19 protein-coding genes are annotated in these 15,763 nt (G+C 67.3%); 3 read left to right on the top strand and 16 right to left on the bottom strand.

The features are described 5' to 3' along the window. Nucleotides 1-24: 24 nt before the first annotated feature. Nucleotides 25-318 carry a hypothetical protein gene (locus A1351_RS18035; protein WP_064033625.1) on the top strand — a complete coding sequence of 98 codons (294 nt, stop codon included), beginning with the start codon at nucleotides 25-27 and terminating at the stop codon, nucleotides 316-318. A 9-nt stretch (nucleotides 319-327) separates the two neighbouring features. On the opposite strand, the gene mutS is transcribed toward A1351_RS18035, so the two are convergent. Then, on the bottom strand, nucleotides 328-3,015 hold the full coding sequence (mutS, locus tag A1351_RS18030; protein ID WP_064033624.1) for a DNA mismatch repair protein MutS: 2,688 nt from the start codon (nucleotides 3,013-3,015) through the stop codon (nucleotides 328-330). A gap of 175 nt (nucleotides 3,016-3,190) precedes the next feature. Here mutS and A1351_RS18025 point away from each other — a divergent pair, with 175 nt between their 5' ends. After that, nucleotides 3,191-4,303, top strand: coding sequence for a M48 family metallopeptidase (locus tag A1351_RS18025; RefSeq protein WP_064033623.1), 1,113 nt, complete (start codon nucleotides 3,191-3,193; stop codon nucleotides 4,301-4,303). Between the two features lie 235 nt (nucleotides 4,304-4,538). On the opposite strand, the gene A1351_RS18020 is transcribed toward A1351_RS18025, so the two are convergent. From A1351_RS18020 to A1351_RS18010, 3 genes are read right to left on the bottom strand one after another with little or no spacing between them, the layout of a single operon-like run. Continuing rightward, nucleotides 4,539-5,399, bottom strand: a complete 861-nt coding sequence (locus tag A1351_RS18020) for an alpha/beta hydrolase (RefSeq protein ID WP_064033622.1) — start codon at nucleotides 5,397-5,399, stop codon at nucleotides 4,539-4,541. Nucleotides 5,400-5,405: 6 nt separating this feature from the next. Next, nucleotides 5,406-6,302, bottom strand: coding sequence for a tetratricopeptide repeat protein (locus tag A1351_RS18015; RefSeq protein WP_024878244.1), 897 nt, complete (start codon nucleotides 6,300-6,302; stop codon nucleotides 5,406-5,408). Then, nucleotides 6,299-6,943, bottom strand: coding sequence for a thiamine phosphate synthase (locus A1351_RS18010; protein WP_024878245.1), 645 nt, complete (start codon nucleotides 6,941-6,943; stop codon nucleotides 6,299-6,301). Before A1351_RS18010 ends, A1351_RS18015 begins: the two co-directional genes overlap by 4 nt. Nucleotides 6,944-7,131: 188 nt before the next feature. On the opposite strand from A1351_RS18010, the gene A1351_RS18005 reads away from it, so the two are divergent. Further along, nucleotides 7,132-7,818: a response regulator gene (locus A1351_RS18005; protein ID WP_024878246.1), complete on the top strand. Its 687-nt coding sequence runs from the start codon at nucleotides 7,132-7,134 to the stop codon at nucleotides 7,816-7,818. Between the two features lie 4 nt (nucleotides 7,819-7,822). Here the strand turns inward: A1351_RS18005 and A1351_RS18000 are convergent, their stop codons facing one another. The 12 genes from A1351_RS18000 to cydB all read right to left on the bottom strand — a co-directional run bounded on the left by A1351_RS18000 (nucleotide 7,823) and on the right by cydB (nucleotide 15,648). Then, the gene (locus A1351_RS18000) at nucleotides 7,823-8,086 is read right to left on the bottom strand and encodes a hypothetical protein (protein ID WP_026599856.1); all 264 of its coding nucleotides are present in this window, start codon (nucleotides 8,084-8,086) and stop codon (nucleotides 7,823-7,825) included. Between the two features lie 97 nt (nucleotides 8,087-8,183). Continuing rightward, a complete protein-coding gene (locus tag A1351_RS17995; RefSeq protein WP_026599857.1) occupies nucleotides 8,184-8,480 on the bottom strand; it encodes a hypothetical protein in 297 nt (98 codons plus the stop codon). Between the two features lie 106 nt (nucleotides 8,481-8,586). Continuing rightward, complete coding sequence (locus tag A1351_RS17990) at nucleotides 8,587-8,802, bottom strand: hypothetical protein (RefSeq protein ID WP_157096368.1); 216 nt, start codon at nucleotides 8,800-8,802, stop codon at nucleotides 8,587-8,589. Nucleotides 8,803-9,020: 218 nt separating this feature from the next. Then, nucleotides 9,021-10,454: a Do family serine endopeptidase gene (locus tag A1351_RS17985; protein ID WP_064033620.1), complete on the bottom strand. Its 1,434-nt coding sequence runs from the start codon at nucleotides 10,452-10,454 to the stop codon at nucleotides 9,021-9,023. A 105-nt stretch (nucleotides 10,455-10,559) separates the two neighbouring features. Beyond that, nucleotides 10,560-11,237 (bottom strand): hypothetical protein, encoded by a 678-nt coding sequence (locus A1351_RS17980; RefSeq protein WP_024878251.1) that lies wholly within the window; start codon nucleotides 11,235-11,237, stop codon nucleotides 10,560-10,562. Next, nucleotides 11,234-11,641 carry a DUF4260 domain-containing protein gene (locus A1351_RS17975; protein WP_024878252.1) on the bottom strand — a complete coding sequence of 136 codons (408 nt, stop codon included), beginning with the start codon at nucleotides 11,639-11,641 and terminating at the stop codon, nucleotides 11,234-11,236. The genes A1351_RS17980 and A1351_RS17975 overlap by 4 nt, the downstream gene beginning before the upstream one ends. A gap of 5 nt (nucleotides 11,642-11,646) precedes the next feature. Further along, nucleotides 11,647-12,063, bottom strand: a complete 417-nt coding sequence (gene rplQ, locus A1351_RS17970) for a 50S ribosomal protein L17 (protein WP_024878253.1) — start codon at nucleotides 12,061-12,063, stop codon at nucleotides 11,647-11,649. Nucleotides 12,064-12,183: 120 nt separating this feature from the next. Continuing rightward, the gene (locus A1351_RS17965; protein WP_024878254.1) at nucleotides 12,184-13,203 is read right to left on the bottom strand and encodes a DNA-directed RNA polymerase subunit alpha; all 1,020 of its coding nucleotides are present in this window, start codon (nucleotides 13,201-13,203) and stop codon (nucleotides 12,184-12,186) included. An 89-nt stretch (nucleotides 13,204-13,292) separates the two neighbouring features. Beyond that, a complete protein-coding gene (rpsK, locus tag A1351_RS17960; RefSeq protein WP_018267194.1) occupies nucleotides 13,293-13,682 on the bottom strand; it encodes a 30S ribosomal protein S11 in 390 nt (129 codons plus the stop codon). Between the two features lie 125 nt (nucleotides 13,683-13,807). Next, the gene (gene rpsM, locus A1351_RS17955) at nucleotides 13,808-14,176 is read right to left on the bottom strand and encodes a 30S ribosomal protein S13 (RefSeq protein ID WP_018267193.1); all 369 of its coding nucleotides are present in this window, start codon (nucleotides 14,174-14,176) and stop codon (nucleotides 13,808-13,810) included. Nucleotides 14,177-14,371: 195 nt separating this feature from the next. Then, a complete protein-coding gene (gene cydX / locus A1351_RS17950; RefSeq protein WP_024878255.1) occupies nucleotides 14,372-14,473 on the bottom strand; it encodes a cytochrome bd-I oxidase subunit CydX in 102 nt (33 codons plus the stop codon). A 35-nt stretch (nucleotides 14,474-14,508) separates the two neighbouring features. Continuing rightward, a complete protein-coding gene (cydB, locus tag A1351_RS17945; protein WP_026599861.1) occupies nucleotides 14,509-15,648 on the bottom strand; it encodes a cytochrome d ubiquinol oxidase subunit II in 1,140 nt (379 codons plus the stop codon). Nucleotides 15,649-15,763: the final 115 nt, after the last annotated feature.

The following is a 15,763-nucleotide window of genomic DNA, read 5'->3' as shown; positions in this document are numbered from 1 at the left end:
CGCGAGAAGCAAAGGAGCATAGCTGTGTCGCTCACACTTTCCGATCTGTCGCTCTATGGCCGCCCGGCCTATGGGACGTCATATCAGCCGGCGGCCGCCGCGCCCGCGAGCGAGACGCAGCGCGCGCAATCCGCGCAATCCGCGTCGACATCCTCGGGCGACGAATCCGCCGACGCCGATGGCGCGCATGATCCCTATGCGCAGATCGACTCGCTGCTCGCCAGCCTGCGCGATCTCACGCTCGGCGGCGCCAAGCTCGACAGCGCCTCGACGACCTCTCAGGCCAATGCGGCCTATGCCGCTTATGCGAAGGATTGACGCGGCGGCTCAACGGCCGCTCGCTTTCGCCTTCAGCTCATAGAGCGCGGCCAGCGCCTCGCGCGGCGTCAGCGCATCCGGATCGATCGCCCCCAGCGCCTCGCGCAATTCGTCCTTCGCCGGCGCGCTCGTCACCACATGCGCGAAGAGCGGCAGATCGTCGATGAGCTTCTCGACCGGCGCGCGCCGATCCGCGGCCTCCAGCTCGGCGAGAATCGCATGCGCCCGCGCCACCACGCTCGCCGGAAGCCCCGCCAGCTCGGCGACATGCACGCCGTAAGAGCGATCGGCGGCGCCTTTCGCGACCTCGTGCAGAAACACCACCTCGCCGGCGTGATCCTTCACCTTCATGGTGAGATTGACGAGCCGTCCCATGCGCTTCGTCAATTGCGTCAGCTCGTGGAAATGCGTCGCGAACAGCGCGCGCGCGCGATTGACCTCGTGCAGATGCTCGATCGTCGCCCAGGCGATGGAGAGGCCGTCGAATGTCGCCGTGCCGCGGCCGATCTCGTCGAGAATGACCAGCGAGCGCGGGCCGGCGCAATTCAATATGGCCGCCGTCTCCACCATCTCCACCATGAAGGTGGAGCGCCCACGCGCGAGATCATCCGCCGCGCCGACGCGCGAGAACAAGCGATCGACGGCCCCTAACCGCGCGCTCTTGGCCGGCACGAAGGAGCCCGCCTGCGCGAGAATGGCGATGAGCGCGTTTTGGCGCAGATAGGTGGATTTGCCGGCCATGTTCGGCCCGGTGACGACGGCGATCTTGCCGGCGCGCGCGTCGCCGAGATCGCAATCATTGGCGGCGAAGATTTTCCCTTGCGCCTCCAGGGAGGCTTCGACGACAGGATGACGCCCGCCGATAATCTCGAAATCGAGAGAGGAATCGACCTGCGGGCGCGTCCAATCGCGTTTTGTCGCCAGCTCGCTGAGCGCCGCGAAGACGTCGAGCGCGGCGAAGCCTTGCGCGAGACGTTGCAGCTCTTGCGCGCGCGCGAGAACGGCGCCCGCCAATTTCTCGAACAGCGCCAGCTCGCGCTCTTGCGCGCGATCGGCGGCGGAGGCGATCTTCGCCTCCAGCTCGGCGAGCTCGCGCGTCGAGAAGCGCATGGCGTCCTGCATCGTCTGGCGATGGGTGAACACAGCATCGAAAGGCGCGCGCAGCAGTCTCTCGCCCTGCGCCTGCGGAACCTCGATGAAGAAGCCGAGAAAGTTGTTGTGCTTGATCTTGAGCTGCTTGGTCTCGGCCAGCTCGACATAGCGCTGCTGCAGCGAGGCGATGACGCGGCGGCTCTCGTCGCGCAGCGCGCGCGCTTCGTCCAGCTCGGCGTCGAAGCCTTGCGCGATGAAATTTCCGGCGCGCTTGTCGAGCGGCGGATCGGCGGCGAGGCGCGTCGCAATGGCGCGCTCCAATTCATTGTCGCAAGCCGCGAGCGTCGTGATCTCCTGCGCGACCAGCGGCGCCGCCTCCTGCGCGGAAAAGAGCGCGACGATCTCGCGCGCGGCGGCGAGCGCCGCGCGAATATTGCCGAGATCGCGCGGGCCGCCGCGCTGCAAGGACAGACGCGAGAGCGCCCGCGCCACATCCGGCGCGCGGGCGAGCGTGGCGCGCAAGCGCGCGCGCAGCTCCGGCGCGGTGACGAAGAAGGACACCGCGTCGAGCCGCTGCGCGATCAGCTCCGGCTCGGTGGAGGGCGCGGCGATGCGCTCGGCGAGCAGACGTGCGCCGGCGGGCGTCGCGGTCATGTCGATCGTCGCCAGCAGCGAGCCGTCGCGCTCGCCTTTCAGCGTGCGCGTCAGCTCGAGGTTCACGCGCGTCGCCGCGTCTATCTCCAGCGTCGCGCTGCGGCGCAGGCTCGAGGGACGGCGCAGCGCCGGACGTTTTCCCTTTTGCGTGCGCTCGACATAGAGGATGGCCGCCGCCGCCGCGGCAATCTCCGCCTCGCCCAACGCGCCGAAGCCCTCTAACGTCGCGACGCCGAAGAAATCGAGCAGCCGCCGCGCAGCGCTCTCGCCGCCGACATCGCGTCCGAGCGCGGTCAGCGGCGCGTCGAGATGCGCGAGCTGCGATGTGAGCCGCGCATCGGCGCAGATCGCTTCCGCCGCGACGATCTCGCGTGGCTCCAGCCGCGCCAATTCGCCGGCCAGCTCCGTTTCGCCGACCTCCGCGACATCGAAGGCGCCGGTGGAAATATCGACGCAGGCGAGCCCATAGCGCCAGCTTCCATCGAGCCTGTTTCCGTCGCCCCCGCGCAGCCGCGAAAGCGCGGCGAAGGCGTTGGGGCGCGCTGGATCGAGAAGCTGCTCCTCGGTGATGGTGCCGGGCGTGACGAGCCGCACGACATCGCGTCTGACGACGGATTTATTGCCGCGCTTGCGCGCCTCGGCGGGGTCTTCCATCTGCTCGCAGACGGCGACGCGATGGCCGAGCGAGATGAGCTTTTGCAGATAATCGTCGGCGCGCTCCACCGGCACGCCGCACATGGGAATATCAGCGCCCTGATGCTTGCCGCGCTTCGTCAGCATGATGCCGAGCGCGCGCGAGGCGGTCTCGGCGTCCTCGAAGAACAGCTCGTAGAAATCGCCCATGCGATAGAAGAGCAGGCAATCGGGATTGGCCGATTTTATCTCTATATATTGCGCCATCATCGGCGTCGGCCGGGCGGCCTTGTCGTCGGATCGCGGTTTCTCGTCCATGAGACGCTTCGTGCTCTTCCTCGGTTCGAGGCGCAATAAGACACAAAGCGCATCGAGTTCAAAGGGAGCCGTGCGCCCCGTCCCCGACCCTCTCCCGGGGCCTCTTCCGCTCACGAAGATCGGAATGTGCGATTCGTCACTTGGCTAGGCTCGCCGGGCCAGCGAGAATAGCCGCATGTTTCACGCTTACGGCCTCTACACCCATATTCAGGCGAACCGGCTGCGCTCGCTGCTGCTGCTCGCGGGATTCGTCGTGCTGCTGCTGGCGCTGCTGTTCGCCGTGGCGCTGCTGTTCGAGGCGTCGCAGGACGGCACGCTGCCGCAAATCATGGCGCGGGCGCTGCGCGATCTCGAGCATGGCTGGCCCATCGCCTTCGGCGCCGCCGGGCTCTGGTTCGCCATCGCCTATTTCTTCCACCAAAGACTGATCGACGCCGCCACCGGCGCCGGCGACGTTTCGCGCGAGGACGCGCCGCGGCTCTATAATCTGCTCGAGAATCTCTGCATCTCGCGCGGCATTCCCATGCCCGCTCTCAAGATCATCGAGGATGGGGCGCTCAACGCCTATGCCTCCGGCGTGAGAGAGGGCCATTACGCCGTCACCGTCACCCGCGGCCTGCTGGAGACGTTGGACGATGTCGAGATCGAGGCGGTGATCGGCCATGAGCTGACGCATATTCGCAATCGCGACGTGCAGCTGATGGTGGTCGCCGCGATTTTCGCCGGAATATTCGCCTTCGTGGGCGATCTTCTCTTCCGCAATTGGGGCTTTCGATTCTCGCCTAAGCGCACGGCGGAGGAGGGGCGCGATCGCGGCGGGGCGAGCGGCGCCGGCCTCGCCATCATCATCGCTCTCGCCATTATCGCGCTGAGCTGGGGGCTGTCGGTGCTGATCCGCTTCGCCATCTCGCGCTCGCGCGAGTTTCTCGCCGACGCCGGCTCGGTGGAGCTCACCAAGAACCCGGATGCGATGATCTCGGCGCTGCGCAAGATCGAGTCGAACGCGCTCATTCCCGATATGCCCTCGCGCATGGGCGCCTTCTTCATCGAGAGCCCGACGCGCAAGGCGCGCGCGCTGTTCTCGACGCATCCTTCCGTCGATGATCGCGTCGCCGCTCTGGTGCGCTACGCCGGCGGCCGCGACATGCCGAAGCTGGAGCCGCCGCCGCCGATCGAGGATCACGGCCCCTGGGAAGCGCAGCCGGCGCCGGTCCCTGGCGCGCCGGGCTTTCTGCCGCAGGACGGCCGCAGCCCGCTCGATCCGCCATCGCATGGGCCGTGGGGGTGAGGCGCGATAGCCGCTCTTTCGTGTTGGCAATCCGCTTCCGACGGACAGAGCGCTCGATGATCGAAGAGGCGTTTCCACCTCCCCCTCGAGGGGGGAGGTCGAGCGCCGAAGGCGATCGGGAGGGGGTGTTTCCGCCGAGTCTTTGCTGCGGAACCCCACCCCGGACCGCTTCACGGTCCGACCCTCCCCCTACAGGGGAGGGTGAGCGCGCCCGTTTGCTTTGGTCGGGGAGGGTCTACGCGCGCCGCGCCAGAAACGCAGCCGCCTCGCGCAGCGACGCGCGCGCTTCCGGCATGAAGGCGGCGCCCAATTGCCAGCCATGCGGGACGAGCGGGAAAATCTTCAGCTCCACGGATGTTCCTGCCGCTGCGGCGCGCTCGGCGAGGCGGCGCGAATCGTCGAGCAGCAGCTCATGCTCGCCCACATGCAGCAGGAGCGGCGGCAGGCCGGAGAGATCGCCGAGCAGCGGCGAGGCCTCCGGGTCGCGCGCGCTCGCCTCGCCGAGATATTGCCGCGCGGCGAGCCGCAGCGCGCGCCGCGTGAAGATCGGGTCCTTCCCCTCATTGTCGCGCGTCGAGGCGCCGCTCGTGGAAAGATCGGTCCAGGGCGAGAACAGCGCCGCCGCGCTGGGGAGCGGCAGGCCGCGCGCGCGCAGCCGCAGCATCAGGGCGAGCGCCAATCCGCCGCCGGCCGAATCTCCGGCGAGCGCCAAAGGTCCGCGTGCGGCGAGGCGCTCATAGGCGGCGCTCACATCGTCGAGCGCGGCGGGAAAACGATGCTCGGGCGCCAGCCGATAGGCGGGGGTGAAGACATTAAATCCGGCCTTCGCGAAAAAGCGCGCGGTCGAGCGATAGAGGCGCGGCGCGCCGGCCATATAGGCGCCGCCATGCAAATAGAGCAGCGTGGCCTTTGGCGCGCGCGCTCTGATCCATTCGCCGGGACTATCCGGGTCGGCTTCGGCGGCGCCGGCGGGCGGCCAGGGAAAGCGCAGATTCAGCGCTCGCACGGCGGCGTCTGGTTCTCCCTCGCCGCAGATGCGCGGGCGCAGGAAGCGGCGCAGATAAGCGCGCGCGAGATGCGCCGAAAGGCTCGCCATGGCGGCCTATTTCGCAGCCGGAGCCGGCGGCGGAGCGGCGGGCTTCTCGGCCGGAGGAATGGTCGTCTCCAGCAGCGCGTCGAGCTTCTCGTCCACGAGGCCGGCGGCCTTGGCGCGGCTGTTCCACAGCATGGCCTCGGAATGATTCTTCTCGACGCCGAGCCCTTCGGCCAGCAAGCGCGCCAGGCGGTTTTGCGCCACCACATTGCCGGCGGCGGAGGCCTGCCGCAGCAGCTTCACCGCATGGGCGCGGTCGCGCGCGACGCCGGCGCCGTTGAATTCCATGATCGCGAATTCCACCATGGCCGCGGTATGGCCGGCCTCGGAGGCCTTGCGCAGCCAATTGCCGGCCTCGGCCGGATCGGCGGCGACGCCGCGGCCGCTCTTGTAGAGAAGCGCCAGCGCATAAGCGGCGTCGGAATTGTCCAGCTCGGCGGCGCGGCGGAAATAGGCTTGCGCCTTGGCGAAGTCAGGCTCCTTGCCGTCATTCTCGAGCCAGAGCTCGCCCAAAAGTTCGAGCGCGGCCGGATGTCTTTCCGCCTTCTCGAGATAGGTTTGGGCCAGCGCGCGGTCCTTGGGGATGTCGCGGCCGGTGAGCGCCGCCGCGCCGAAGAAATAGGCGGCGTCCTTGCCGCCGGAGTCGGCGGCGCGGCGGAACCATTGCATCGCCTTGGCGCGGTCGCGCGCGACGCCCTGCCCGTCGAGATAGAGCCGACCGATCAGCGTGAGGGCGGCGGCGTCCCTGGGATTTGCGGCGAGGCGCTTTTGCGCTTCGCCCATGGCGGCGACATAATCCCCGCGCTGATAGGCGCCGAAGGCGAGATCGGCGGCCGGCGGCGCCGGCTCGGCCGCGAGGGCCGGGGAGGCGAGCAGGAGAAGAGCGAAAGCGAGGCGTTTGCTCATTTCGCCGCCTCTCGGACGAGCCGCGCCGCGTCGCGCATGGCTTCTGCCGGGCCGCGGGGATCGTCCCACACTGCGGCGTCCAGGCTCACGAATTCCGCGCCGGCGGCGGAGAGCGGGCCGACCTCGGCGAGGCTATGCGCCAGCGCCACGCAGGGCGTGTTGAAAATCTCCGCCCACCAGGCGACGCGCTCGGCGGTCCATTGGAGAGTGGGCGGCGCGCCGTCCTCGCCTATATCGCCGAAGACGAGATAATCGGCGCCCGCCTCGCCGGCGCGCATGGCCTCGTCGCGCGAGGCGAGAACGCCGACCCCGACGATGAAATCGGGCGAAAGCCGTTTGATCGCCGTGGCGAGGCGCTTCTCGTCATAGGGAAGATGCAGCCCATCCGCGCCGCAGCGCGAGACCGCCTCCGGCTCGCCCTCGATGATGAGCGCGACGCCTGCCGGCTGCGCTATGGCCGCGACCGCGCTTATCGCGCGTTCGGCCGCCGCAGGGGTCATAGTCTCGAGGCGCAGCAGCAGGCTCGCGACCTCGGCGGCCGCCAGCGCGGCGGCAAGGCTCGGCAGAAAGGGCTCGATCTCGGCGAGGCGGGGCGTCGCCAGATAGAGGCGGGCGAAATCTTCGGACTGATCTTGCGGCATCGCTTCTCGTTCGGTCGTGTTTTCTTCACGCGAACTGGTTCCCGCCGCGCTCGAAAACACTCTAGAGCCGGGCGGCGGCCGACTCAAATCGGCGCGAATCGGCGCCGTTGTATGGCGCCGCGAAGCGGATTATGCGACTGGGGCGCAAGAATCGCATGAACGGCGAAACGCATGAGCGACGAGACGGCATGAGCGGCCCGCGCATATTGATCGTCGACGATGAGCCGCAAATGCTGCGCGTGCTGCGGCCGGCGCTGGCGGCGAGCGGCTATGAGACGCTGGAGGCCGCAACCGGCCGCGAGGCGCTGAAGGCGATCGCCGCCTCTGCGCCGGACGCCGTGCTGCTCGATCTCGGCCTGCCGGACATGGACGGCAAGGAGGCGCTGCGGCAGGCGCGCGCCTTTTCGCAAGTGCCGATCCTCATTCTCTCGGCGCGCGAGCGCGAGGCGGAGAAGATCGCCGCGCTCGACGCCGGCGCCGACGATTATGTGGAAAAGCCCTTCTCGATCGGCGAATTGCTGGCGCGGCTGCGCGCGGCGCTGCGGCATGGCGCGAAGACCGTGGCCGAGGCCGCCGAGATAGAGAGCGGCGGGCTGCGCGTCGATCTCGCGCGGCGGCGGGTGACGAAGAACGGCGTCGCCGTGAAGCTGACGCCCAAGGAATATGAGCTATTGGCGACGCTCGCGCGTCACGCGGACCGGCTGCTGACTCATCGCCAGATTCTGACGGCGGTTTGGGGTCCGGCGCATGGCGAGGACACGCAATATTTGCGCGTCTTCATCGGCCAGCTGCGCGCCAAGATCGAGGATGACGCCTCGGCGCCGGCGATCCTTCTGACGGAGCCGGGGGTCGGCTATCGTTTCGTGAAGCTCTGATCGTTCAGCGCGCCTTGCGGCAGACGATGCGGAGCGCCTGGCCCTTGGCGAGGCCGGTTTCGGACTCGACTGGAACGAAGCGGCAGCGGTCCTGCGCATGCTCGGCGACGGCGAAGGCGGCGGGCTCGGCCACAGGCGCGGCGCTGCGCGAGAGGAAGGCCTTGGCGCCGGCGAGGGCGACGGTCGCGCCCAGAATGACGAAGGCGATTTTGATCGCGGAGCCGGTCTCGACGGGGCGCGAGGCGAATTCGGAAACGGCGAAGGTCATTGTCTCATCCTCGGTTCGTGTCGTGGGCGGCGCGCCCTGCGTATGAGGCGAGTTGTAAGGGAGCGGCGTCCTCGGCGTTTGTGCGCGAGGACACAGATCAATAGGCCTTGCGGCAGACCCAGCGCGTAACCTGGCCGCGCACGCCATAGCCTTCGTCGATCTCGACGACGACGGGACGGCAGACGCTCTGCGTGGCGTCGGCGGCGGCGAAGCTCGCCGGCTCGGCGATGGAGGCGACCGGCGCGGTCGGCGGCACGGGGGCGGCGACGCTCTGCGCCAGAATGGCCTTGGCGCCGGCGAGCGCGACGGTCGCGCCGAGGATCACGAAAGCCATGCGCATGGCGGCGTCGGTGCGGACAGGGCGCGAAGCGAATTCGGTAACGGCGAAAGTCATTGTTTTCTCTCCCTCAGCGCGTCGTCGGCGTCATGTCCGGCGAACAATGCTGTTGTAGGAGAGCGGCGCGCCCGTGTTTGTGCTTAGGCGCACAGGGGCGACTAGCTCAGCGAATGGCGGGAGGCGGAAGCGGATCGCTCTCCCACACCGGCGAGCGATCGCCGTCGAAGGGCGTGAGATTGAGGCAATAGCGGGCGAGGATCACGCCGTCCACGCGCGTGATCATATGCTCGAGGAATGCACAATGTAGCGCCGCGGCGCCGCCGCCGATCCCGCTCGAGACACTATGGCCGTCATGGCCGGGCTTGTCCCGGCCATCCACGCCAAGCACCTGAGAAACAAAGGGAAAACGCCTGCTATCGACGGATTCATCCCACGGCGGGCGCCCCCTAGGCTTCTGCGTCATGCCAAACTTCTAAGACGCCTCGGCCTCCTGGCGTGGATGGCCGGGACAAGCCCGGCCAGGACGGTCGCGGGGGCGCGGAGGATGCGCGCATTCGATAGCCGCTGCTCGGTAGAGGGCTGGGGAGGGGGCGCCGCTCACCCGCCCACCACCGTGGTGATCACCTGTCCCTCGCGGGCGAGCGTGATCTTCCAATAATAATGGCGGTTGATCGTCGCCCGCTCGAGGTCGCGGGTGGTGGCGATCTTCTCGTCATTGACGACGAGAATGACGTCGCCCTTTTGCAGATTGAGCTGCGCGGCGACCGATTGCGGGTCGATCTCCGCGACGACGACGCCATTGGCCGCGCCCTGCACGGAGAATTCCTCCAGCACGGCCGGGGAGATGTTGACGACCGTCGCGCCGGCGAAGGGCGAGGGGCCTTTCAGCTTCACCGCATCGCGCGCCGGAACTTCGGGAGCGGCGGAGAGCTTCAAAGGCACGGCGATGGTCTTGCCTCCGCGCAGCACGCCCAGCGTCGCCTGTCCGCCGAGCGGCTTGGTGGCGAGGCGATAGCCCAGCGCCTCGGGATCGTCGGCCGATTGGCCGTCCACGGTGACAATGACGTCGCCGCGCTTCAGCCCTGCGTCGAGCGCCGGGCCTTTGGGGTAGAGATCGGCGACCAGCGCGCCGGCGGGGCGCTGGAGGCCGAGGCCGTCGGAAATCTCCTTGGAGAGATTTTGCAGTGTCGCGCCGAGCCACGGGCGCTTGACCTGCTTGCCGCCGCCCTTGGCCGCCGCCACGACGATCTTGACCATATTGACGGGAATCGCGAAGCCGATGCCGACCGAGCCGCCCGATTTGGAGAAGATCGCCGAATTTATGCCGACGACGCGTCCGGCCATGTCGACGAGCGGGCCGCCGGAATTGCCGGGATTGATGGAGGCGTCGGTCTGGATGAAGAAGCCATAGTCGGAAATGCCGACCTGCGTGCGCGCCAGCGCCGAGACGATGCCCTGCGTCACCGTCTGCCCGACGCCGAAAGGATTGCCGATGGCGAGCGCCAGATCGCCCACCTCGAGCGCGTCCGAATCGCCGAGCTCCATGGTCGGATAGGTCGCGGCCTCGGTCAGCTTCAGCACGGCGAGATCGGTGCGCGGATCGCGCAGTAGGATTTTCGCCGGTATCTCGCGCTTGTCGGAGAGCGAGACCTTCACATCGGTCATGCCCTCGATGACGTGATTATTGGTGACGACGAGGCCCGAGGCGTCGACGATGACGCCGGAGCCGAGCGATTGCGCCGTCGGCCCGCGCTGGCCGCCGCCTCCGCCGCCCTCGCCGAAGAAGCGGCGGAAGATCGGATCGTCGAAGAAAGGATTGGCCGGCCGCTGCTCGACGCGCGTCGCGAAGACATTGACGACGGCGGGCGTCGCCTTTTTCACGATGGGCGCGAAGGACAAGATCACATCGGCGCGCGACTGCGGCAGGGCGCGCTCCTGCTGAGGCGCGAGCAGGGCCTCCGCCAGCGCCGCCGGAGCGGCGAGCGTGAGCATGGCGAGAGCCGCAATGAATTGGCGCCGAAGAAAAATCATCGATCGTCCTCTCGGGGTGCGATTCGTGGGGCGAGATTCGTTCGCGCATATTAGCCCGAAAAGCGTCAGACTCGTGGAATTCGCATGAGCGCGTAGGGGCGGCGCTCAGCCGAGGGCGTGTGCGAGATAAATGGTGTGGCGGGGATCGCCCTCGGCGCCGCGGGCGGCGATCTCCTCGGCGCGGAAGGAGAAGCGCGTTTCCTCGAGGCGTTCTTCGAAGCGCGGCGACGGATCGGCGGACCAGACGGCCAGCACGCCCGCAGGGGCGAGGGCGCGCCGCATCTTGCGCAGGCCGCGCGCGGAGAAGAGCGCGGAATTAATGTCGCAGAGCACCGCCTCCGGGCCATTGTCTATGTCGAGGAGGATAGCGTCATAGGCGCCCGCTTCCGCCTCCATCAGCGCGGCGACGTCTCCCTCCAGCAATTGGACGCGGGCGTCGTCCAGCGGTCGGCCGGCCAGCGGCGCGAGGGGGCCGCGGTTCCAGGCGATGATCTCGGGGAGCAGCTCGGCGACGATGATTCGGGCATTTTGCGGCGCGGCGTCGAGCGCGGCGCGAAGGGTGAAGCCCATGCCGAGGCCGCCGACCAGAATGCGCGGCGCGCCTGCGCTCGGCTCGGCGAGGGCGAGCCGGGCCAGCGCCTCCTCCGAGCGGTGGGCGCGGTTGGACATGAGGTCATAGCCGTTGCAGCGGATTTCATAGACGCCGCCGCGCTGGCGCAGCTGCAGCTCATCGCCCGCGGCGGTGCGGGCGCGGGAGAGCTCTTCCCAAGGCTCGAGGATCACGCTTCCGGGTCCGGCGGGCGTCCCACGCGGCCGAGATGCGTGTCGCCGAAGGCGCTTCCATATTTGAGGCCGAAGCCGAGCATTCGGTCGAAGCCGATATGCGCAATGTGAATCAGCGCGATCGAGATCATCAGGCCCTGGTCGAGATAGACGCCGGCGCCGAGCACGGCGAAGGGGACGATGGTCGTATGAGCGGTATTATAGGCGATGGCGCCGATGCGCGGGCCGGCGAGATAGAAAGCCATCGACAGATCGGGGAAGAGGAACAGCCAGGCCAACAGGCGCCAATCGGCGCCGAGGCCGAAATAAGCGAAAAGGGCGGCCGCCATCAGCGCCGCCCCTTCTAATCTCAACAGGAGCTTCGGTCCGCCGAGAACGCTTCCGCTCGCGGGGCCGGAGAGCATCGGCGTTACGCCGCTTCTTCCGTCGCCGTCTGGACGGGGCCGGAATCCTGGCCCTTGGCGTCCACGTCGCGGTCGACGAACTCGATCACGGCGAGCGGGGCGTTGTCGCCATAGCGGAAGCCCGCCTTCAGCACGCGCGTGTAGCCGCCATTGCGCTCCTTGTAGCGCGGGCCGAGCACGTCGAAGAGCTTTCTGACCAGATCGACATCGCGCAGGCGGGAGATGGCCTGACGGCGGGCGTGGAGGTCGCCGCGCTTGCCGAGCGTCACCAGCTTCTCGACGATGGGGCGAAGATCCTTGGCCTTGGGCAGAGTCGTGACGATCTGCTCATGCTTGATGAGCGCCTGGGCCATGTTGACGAACATCGCCTGACGATGCTCGTGGGTGCGGCCGAAGCGGCGCTTCTTGTTACGATGATACATTTGGCGTCTCCGTTATTTTAGCGGCCGCCGTGCCAAGGAACGGCCGTCGTAAGGAGTGATTAGCGCGTAGCGAATAGCGAGTAGAAAATTCTATTCGCTACTCGCTATTTCGCTATTCGCTCAATAATGCTCTTCGAATCTCTTGGCGAGATCGTCGATGTTCTCCGGCGGCCAGCCGGGCACTTCCATGCCGAGGTGCAGGCCCATTTGCGCCAGCACTTCCTTGATCTCGTTCAAGGATTTGCGGCCGAAGTTCGGCGTGCGGAGCATTTCCGCCTCCGACTTCTGGATGAGGTCGCCGATATAGACGATATTGTCGTTCTTCAGGCAGTTGGCCGAGCGCACCGAGAGCTCGAGCTCGTCCACCTTCTTCAGCAGCGCCGGGTTGAAGGCGAGCTGCGGGATGGACGGGGCGGCCTCCTCGCGGCGCGGCTCCTCGAAGTTCACGAACACCGACAGCTGATCCTGCAGAATGCGCGCCGCATAGGCGAGCGAATCTTCCGGCGAGATCGCGCCATTGGTCTCGATCGTCAGCGTCAGCTTGTCCTTGTCGAGCTCCTGGCCCTCGCGGGTGTTCTCGACGCGATAGCTCACCTTCTTGACCGGCGAATAGAGGCTGTCGATCGGGATGAGGCCGATCGGCGCGTCCTCGGCGCGATTGCGGTCGGCCGGGACATAGCCCTTGCCGGTCGCGATGGTGAATTCGACGCGGAACTCGGCGCCCTCGTCCAGCGTGCAGATGACGAGATCGGGATTGAGGATCTGCAGATCGCCGGTGGCCTGGATGTCGCCGGCGGTGACCGGCCCCGGACCCTGCTTCTTCAGCGTCAGGCGCTTCACGCCCTCGCCGCTGTATTTGATGGCGATGTCCTTGATGTTGAGGACAATGTCGGTGACGTCCTCACGCACGCCGGGGATCGACGAGAATTCGTGCAGCACGCCGTCGATGTGGATCGAGGTGATCGCCGCGCCCTGCAGGGAGGAGAGCAGAATGCGACGCAGCGCATTGCCCAACGTCAAGCCGAAGCCGCGCTCGAGCGGCGAAGCGACGGCCACCGCGATGCGGCGCGGATCGTAACCCGCCGTCACCTCGAGCTTGCTGGGCTTGATGAGTTCCTGCCAGTTCTTCTGGATGCTCACTGTGGCGCCTTTCCTTCAGCTCTCGGCCGGGTCCCGCGCGCCTGCGGCGCGAGACCCCGTCGCAATTCGTCTCGATGAAATAGGTCTCGTCAGACGCGGCGGCGCTTGCGCGGGCGGCAGCCATTGTGCGGAATGGGCGTCACGTCGCGGATCGAGGTCACGGTGAAGCCCGCGGCCTGCAGCGCGCGCAGCGCCGATTCACGACCGGAGCCCGGCCCGGAAACCTCGACCTCGAGGGTGCGAACGCCATGCTCGCCAGCCTTGCGGGCCGCGTCCTCGGCGGCCATCTGCGCGGCGTAGGGCGTCGATTTGCGGGAGCCCTTGAAGCCCATCGTGCCGGCGGACGACCAGGACACGGTGTTGCCCTGCGCGTCGGTGATGGTGATCATCGTGTTGTTGAACGTCGAATTCACATGCGCGACGCCGGAAACGATGTTCTTGCGCTCCCTGCGGCGAACGCGGGTGGTCTCTTTTGCCATAGTCTCTTTCTCGTCCTTCGGACGCGCCCGTAATGCCGGGCGCTAGGGCTCGATGCGGGCGGAAGCGCTCGTCGCTCCGCGCCCAGGTGATCGTCGCGGGGCGAGCCCGCGACACGTCGTTCTGATTACTTCTTCTTGCCGGCGATCGGCTTCGCCTTGCCCTTGCGGGTGCGGGCGTTGGTGTGGGTGCGCTGGCCGCGCACCGGCAGCTGGCGACGATGGCGCAGGCCGCGATAGCAGCCGAGGTCCATCAGGCGCTTGATGTTGATCGCCACCTCGCGGCGAAGGTCGCCTTCGACCAGATAGTCGCGGTCGATCGTCTCGCGGATCTGCAGCACTTCGGCGTCGGTCAGCTGGGCGACGCGACGCTCGGCGGGGATGTTCACCTTCTCGATGATCTCCTGCGCCTTTTTCGGCCCGATTCCATGGATATACTGCAGAGCGATGACGACGCGCTTGTTGGTCGGAATGTTGACGCCGGCTATACGGGCCATTTTCTCGTCTCTCCATGTGAGGGCGAACTTTGTTCGCCGATTAGACCCGCGTCCGGTGGAGGCCGGCCCCTGCGGGCTTTTTATACGACGACGGCTCCGTTCCCGCTGAGGAACGGAGCGCGAGGCCGAAGTGGTGAAGGTGGGGTTCCTAGGCGAAAGCCGTCGACCCGTCAAGGCGCCTGGCCCGCTGGTCGGTCACTTTTCCTCACTATATTCCTCGAGCTCGAGCCACATGGCGTTGATGACGCCGAATGCGCAAGCGAGTCCGAGGCCGAGAATCCAGGAAAAATACCACATGGCGGTGTCCTTCGCGCGATAGGGGAAATTGCGGTTCAGTAGGGATAATTGTCCTTGTCCCCCACGCTCGCCTCCGTCACCTGCCCGCGCAGCGCATGATAGATCCAGGCCGTGTAGGCGAGCACGATCGGCAGGAAGACGACGACGGCCCCCAGCATCAGCGTCAATGTGTGGCGGCTCGAGGAGGCGTCCCACAGGGTGAGGCTGTGATTGGGATCGAGCGAGGAGGGCAGCAGAAAGGGAAAGAGGGTGAAGCCCGCCGTGGCGATGACGCCCGCGGTGGCGAGGCTCGAGCCGATGAAGGCCACGATCGGCGCCGAGAGGGCGAGCGCCAGCACGGCGACGATGACGCCGAAATAAGTCAGGGCGGGCGCGGCCAGCGTCCAGGGGCGCGCTTCATAGGCGGCCCGCCAGGCGCCGGCCTCGCGCGCGACGGTCTTGGCCAGAGGATTGGAGGGGCCGGAGGGATCGACGGCGCTCGTCAGCACATAGCCGTCGATATTCTGCGCGCCCCAATAGCCGGCGTAGGTGAAGGCGGCGAGCAGCACGATCGCCGCCAGCCAGCCGGCCAGCTTGGCGCGAAAGGCGACCGGGCCTTGCGTCTTGGCGGCGAGCCAGGCGGCGCCCTGCAGCGTGATCATGGCGAGGCTGACGAGGCCCGCGAGCAGAGCGAAGGGCGTCAGCAGGCCGAAGAGATTGCCCTCGTAGACGACGTTCATCTCATCGTCGAAGCGGAAGGGCGCGCCGAGGAGCACATTGCCGAAGGCGACGCCGAAGAGAAGCGCCGGCACAAAGCCGGAGGCGAAGAAAATCCAGTCCCAGGCGCGCCGCCAGCCGGGCGTCTCCACCTTGCTGCGATAGACGATCGCCGCCGGCCGCAGAATGAGGCCGAGCAGGACGAGGAACATCGCCAGATAGAAGCCCGAGAAGGAGACGGCGTAGAGCGCCGGAAAGGCGGCGAAGATCGCGCCGCCGCCGAGAATCAGCCAGACCTGATTGCCTTCCCACACCGGGCCGATGACATTGAGCGTCTGCCGGCGCTCGCCGTCTCTGCGGGCGACGAAGGGATGCAGCACGGCGACGCCGAGATCGAAGCCGTCGGCGATCGCAAATCCGATGAGCAGCGTTCCGAGCAAGGCCCACCAGACGAGCCGCAGAATTCCGTAATCGATCATGTCGGGAATCTCCTCGATGAGGATTTCATGTCGAGACGATTGGAAGCCGGCGCCGTTCCCTCACTCCGTCGATGGCCCCCTCCCTCACCCTCCCCCGCTTCGCGGGAGAGGGGGC

Source organism: Methylosinus sp. R-45379 (assembly GCF_001644125.1).
Taxonomy (GTDB): domain Bacteria; phylum Pseudomonadota; class Alphaproteobacteria; order Rhizobiales; family Beijerinckiaceae; genus Methylosinus.
Note: the sequence above shows the minus strand (reverse complement) of the source record. Positions and strands in the feature narration are given on the sequence as shown.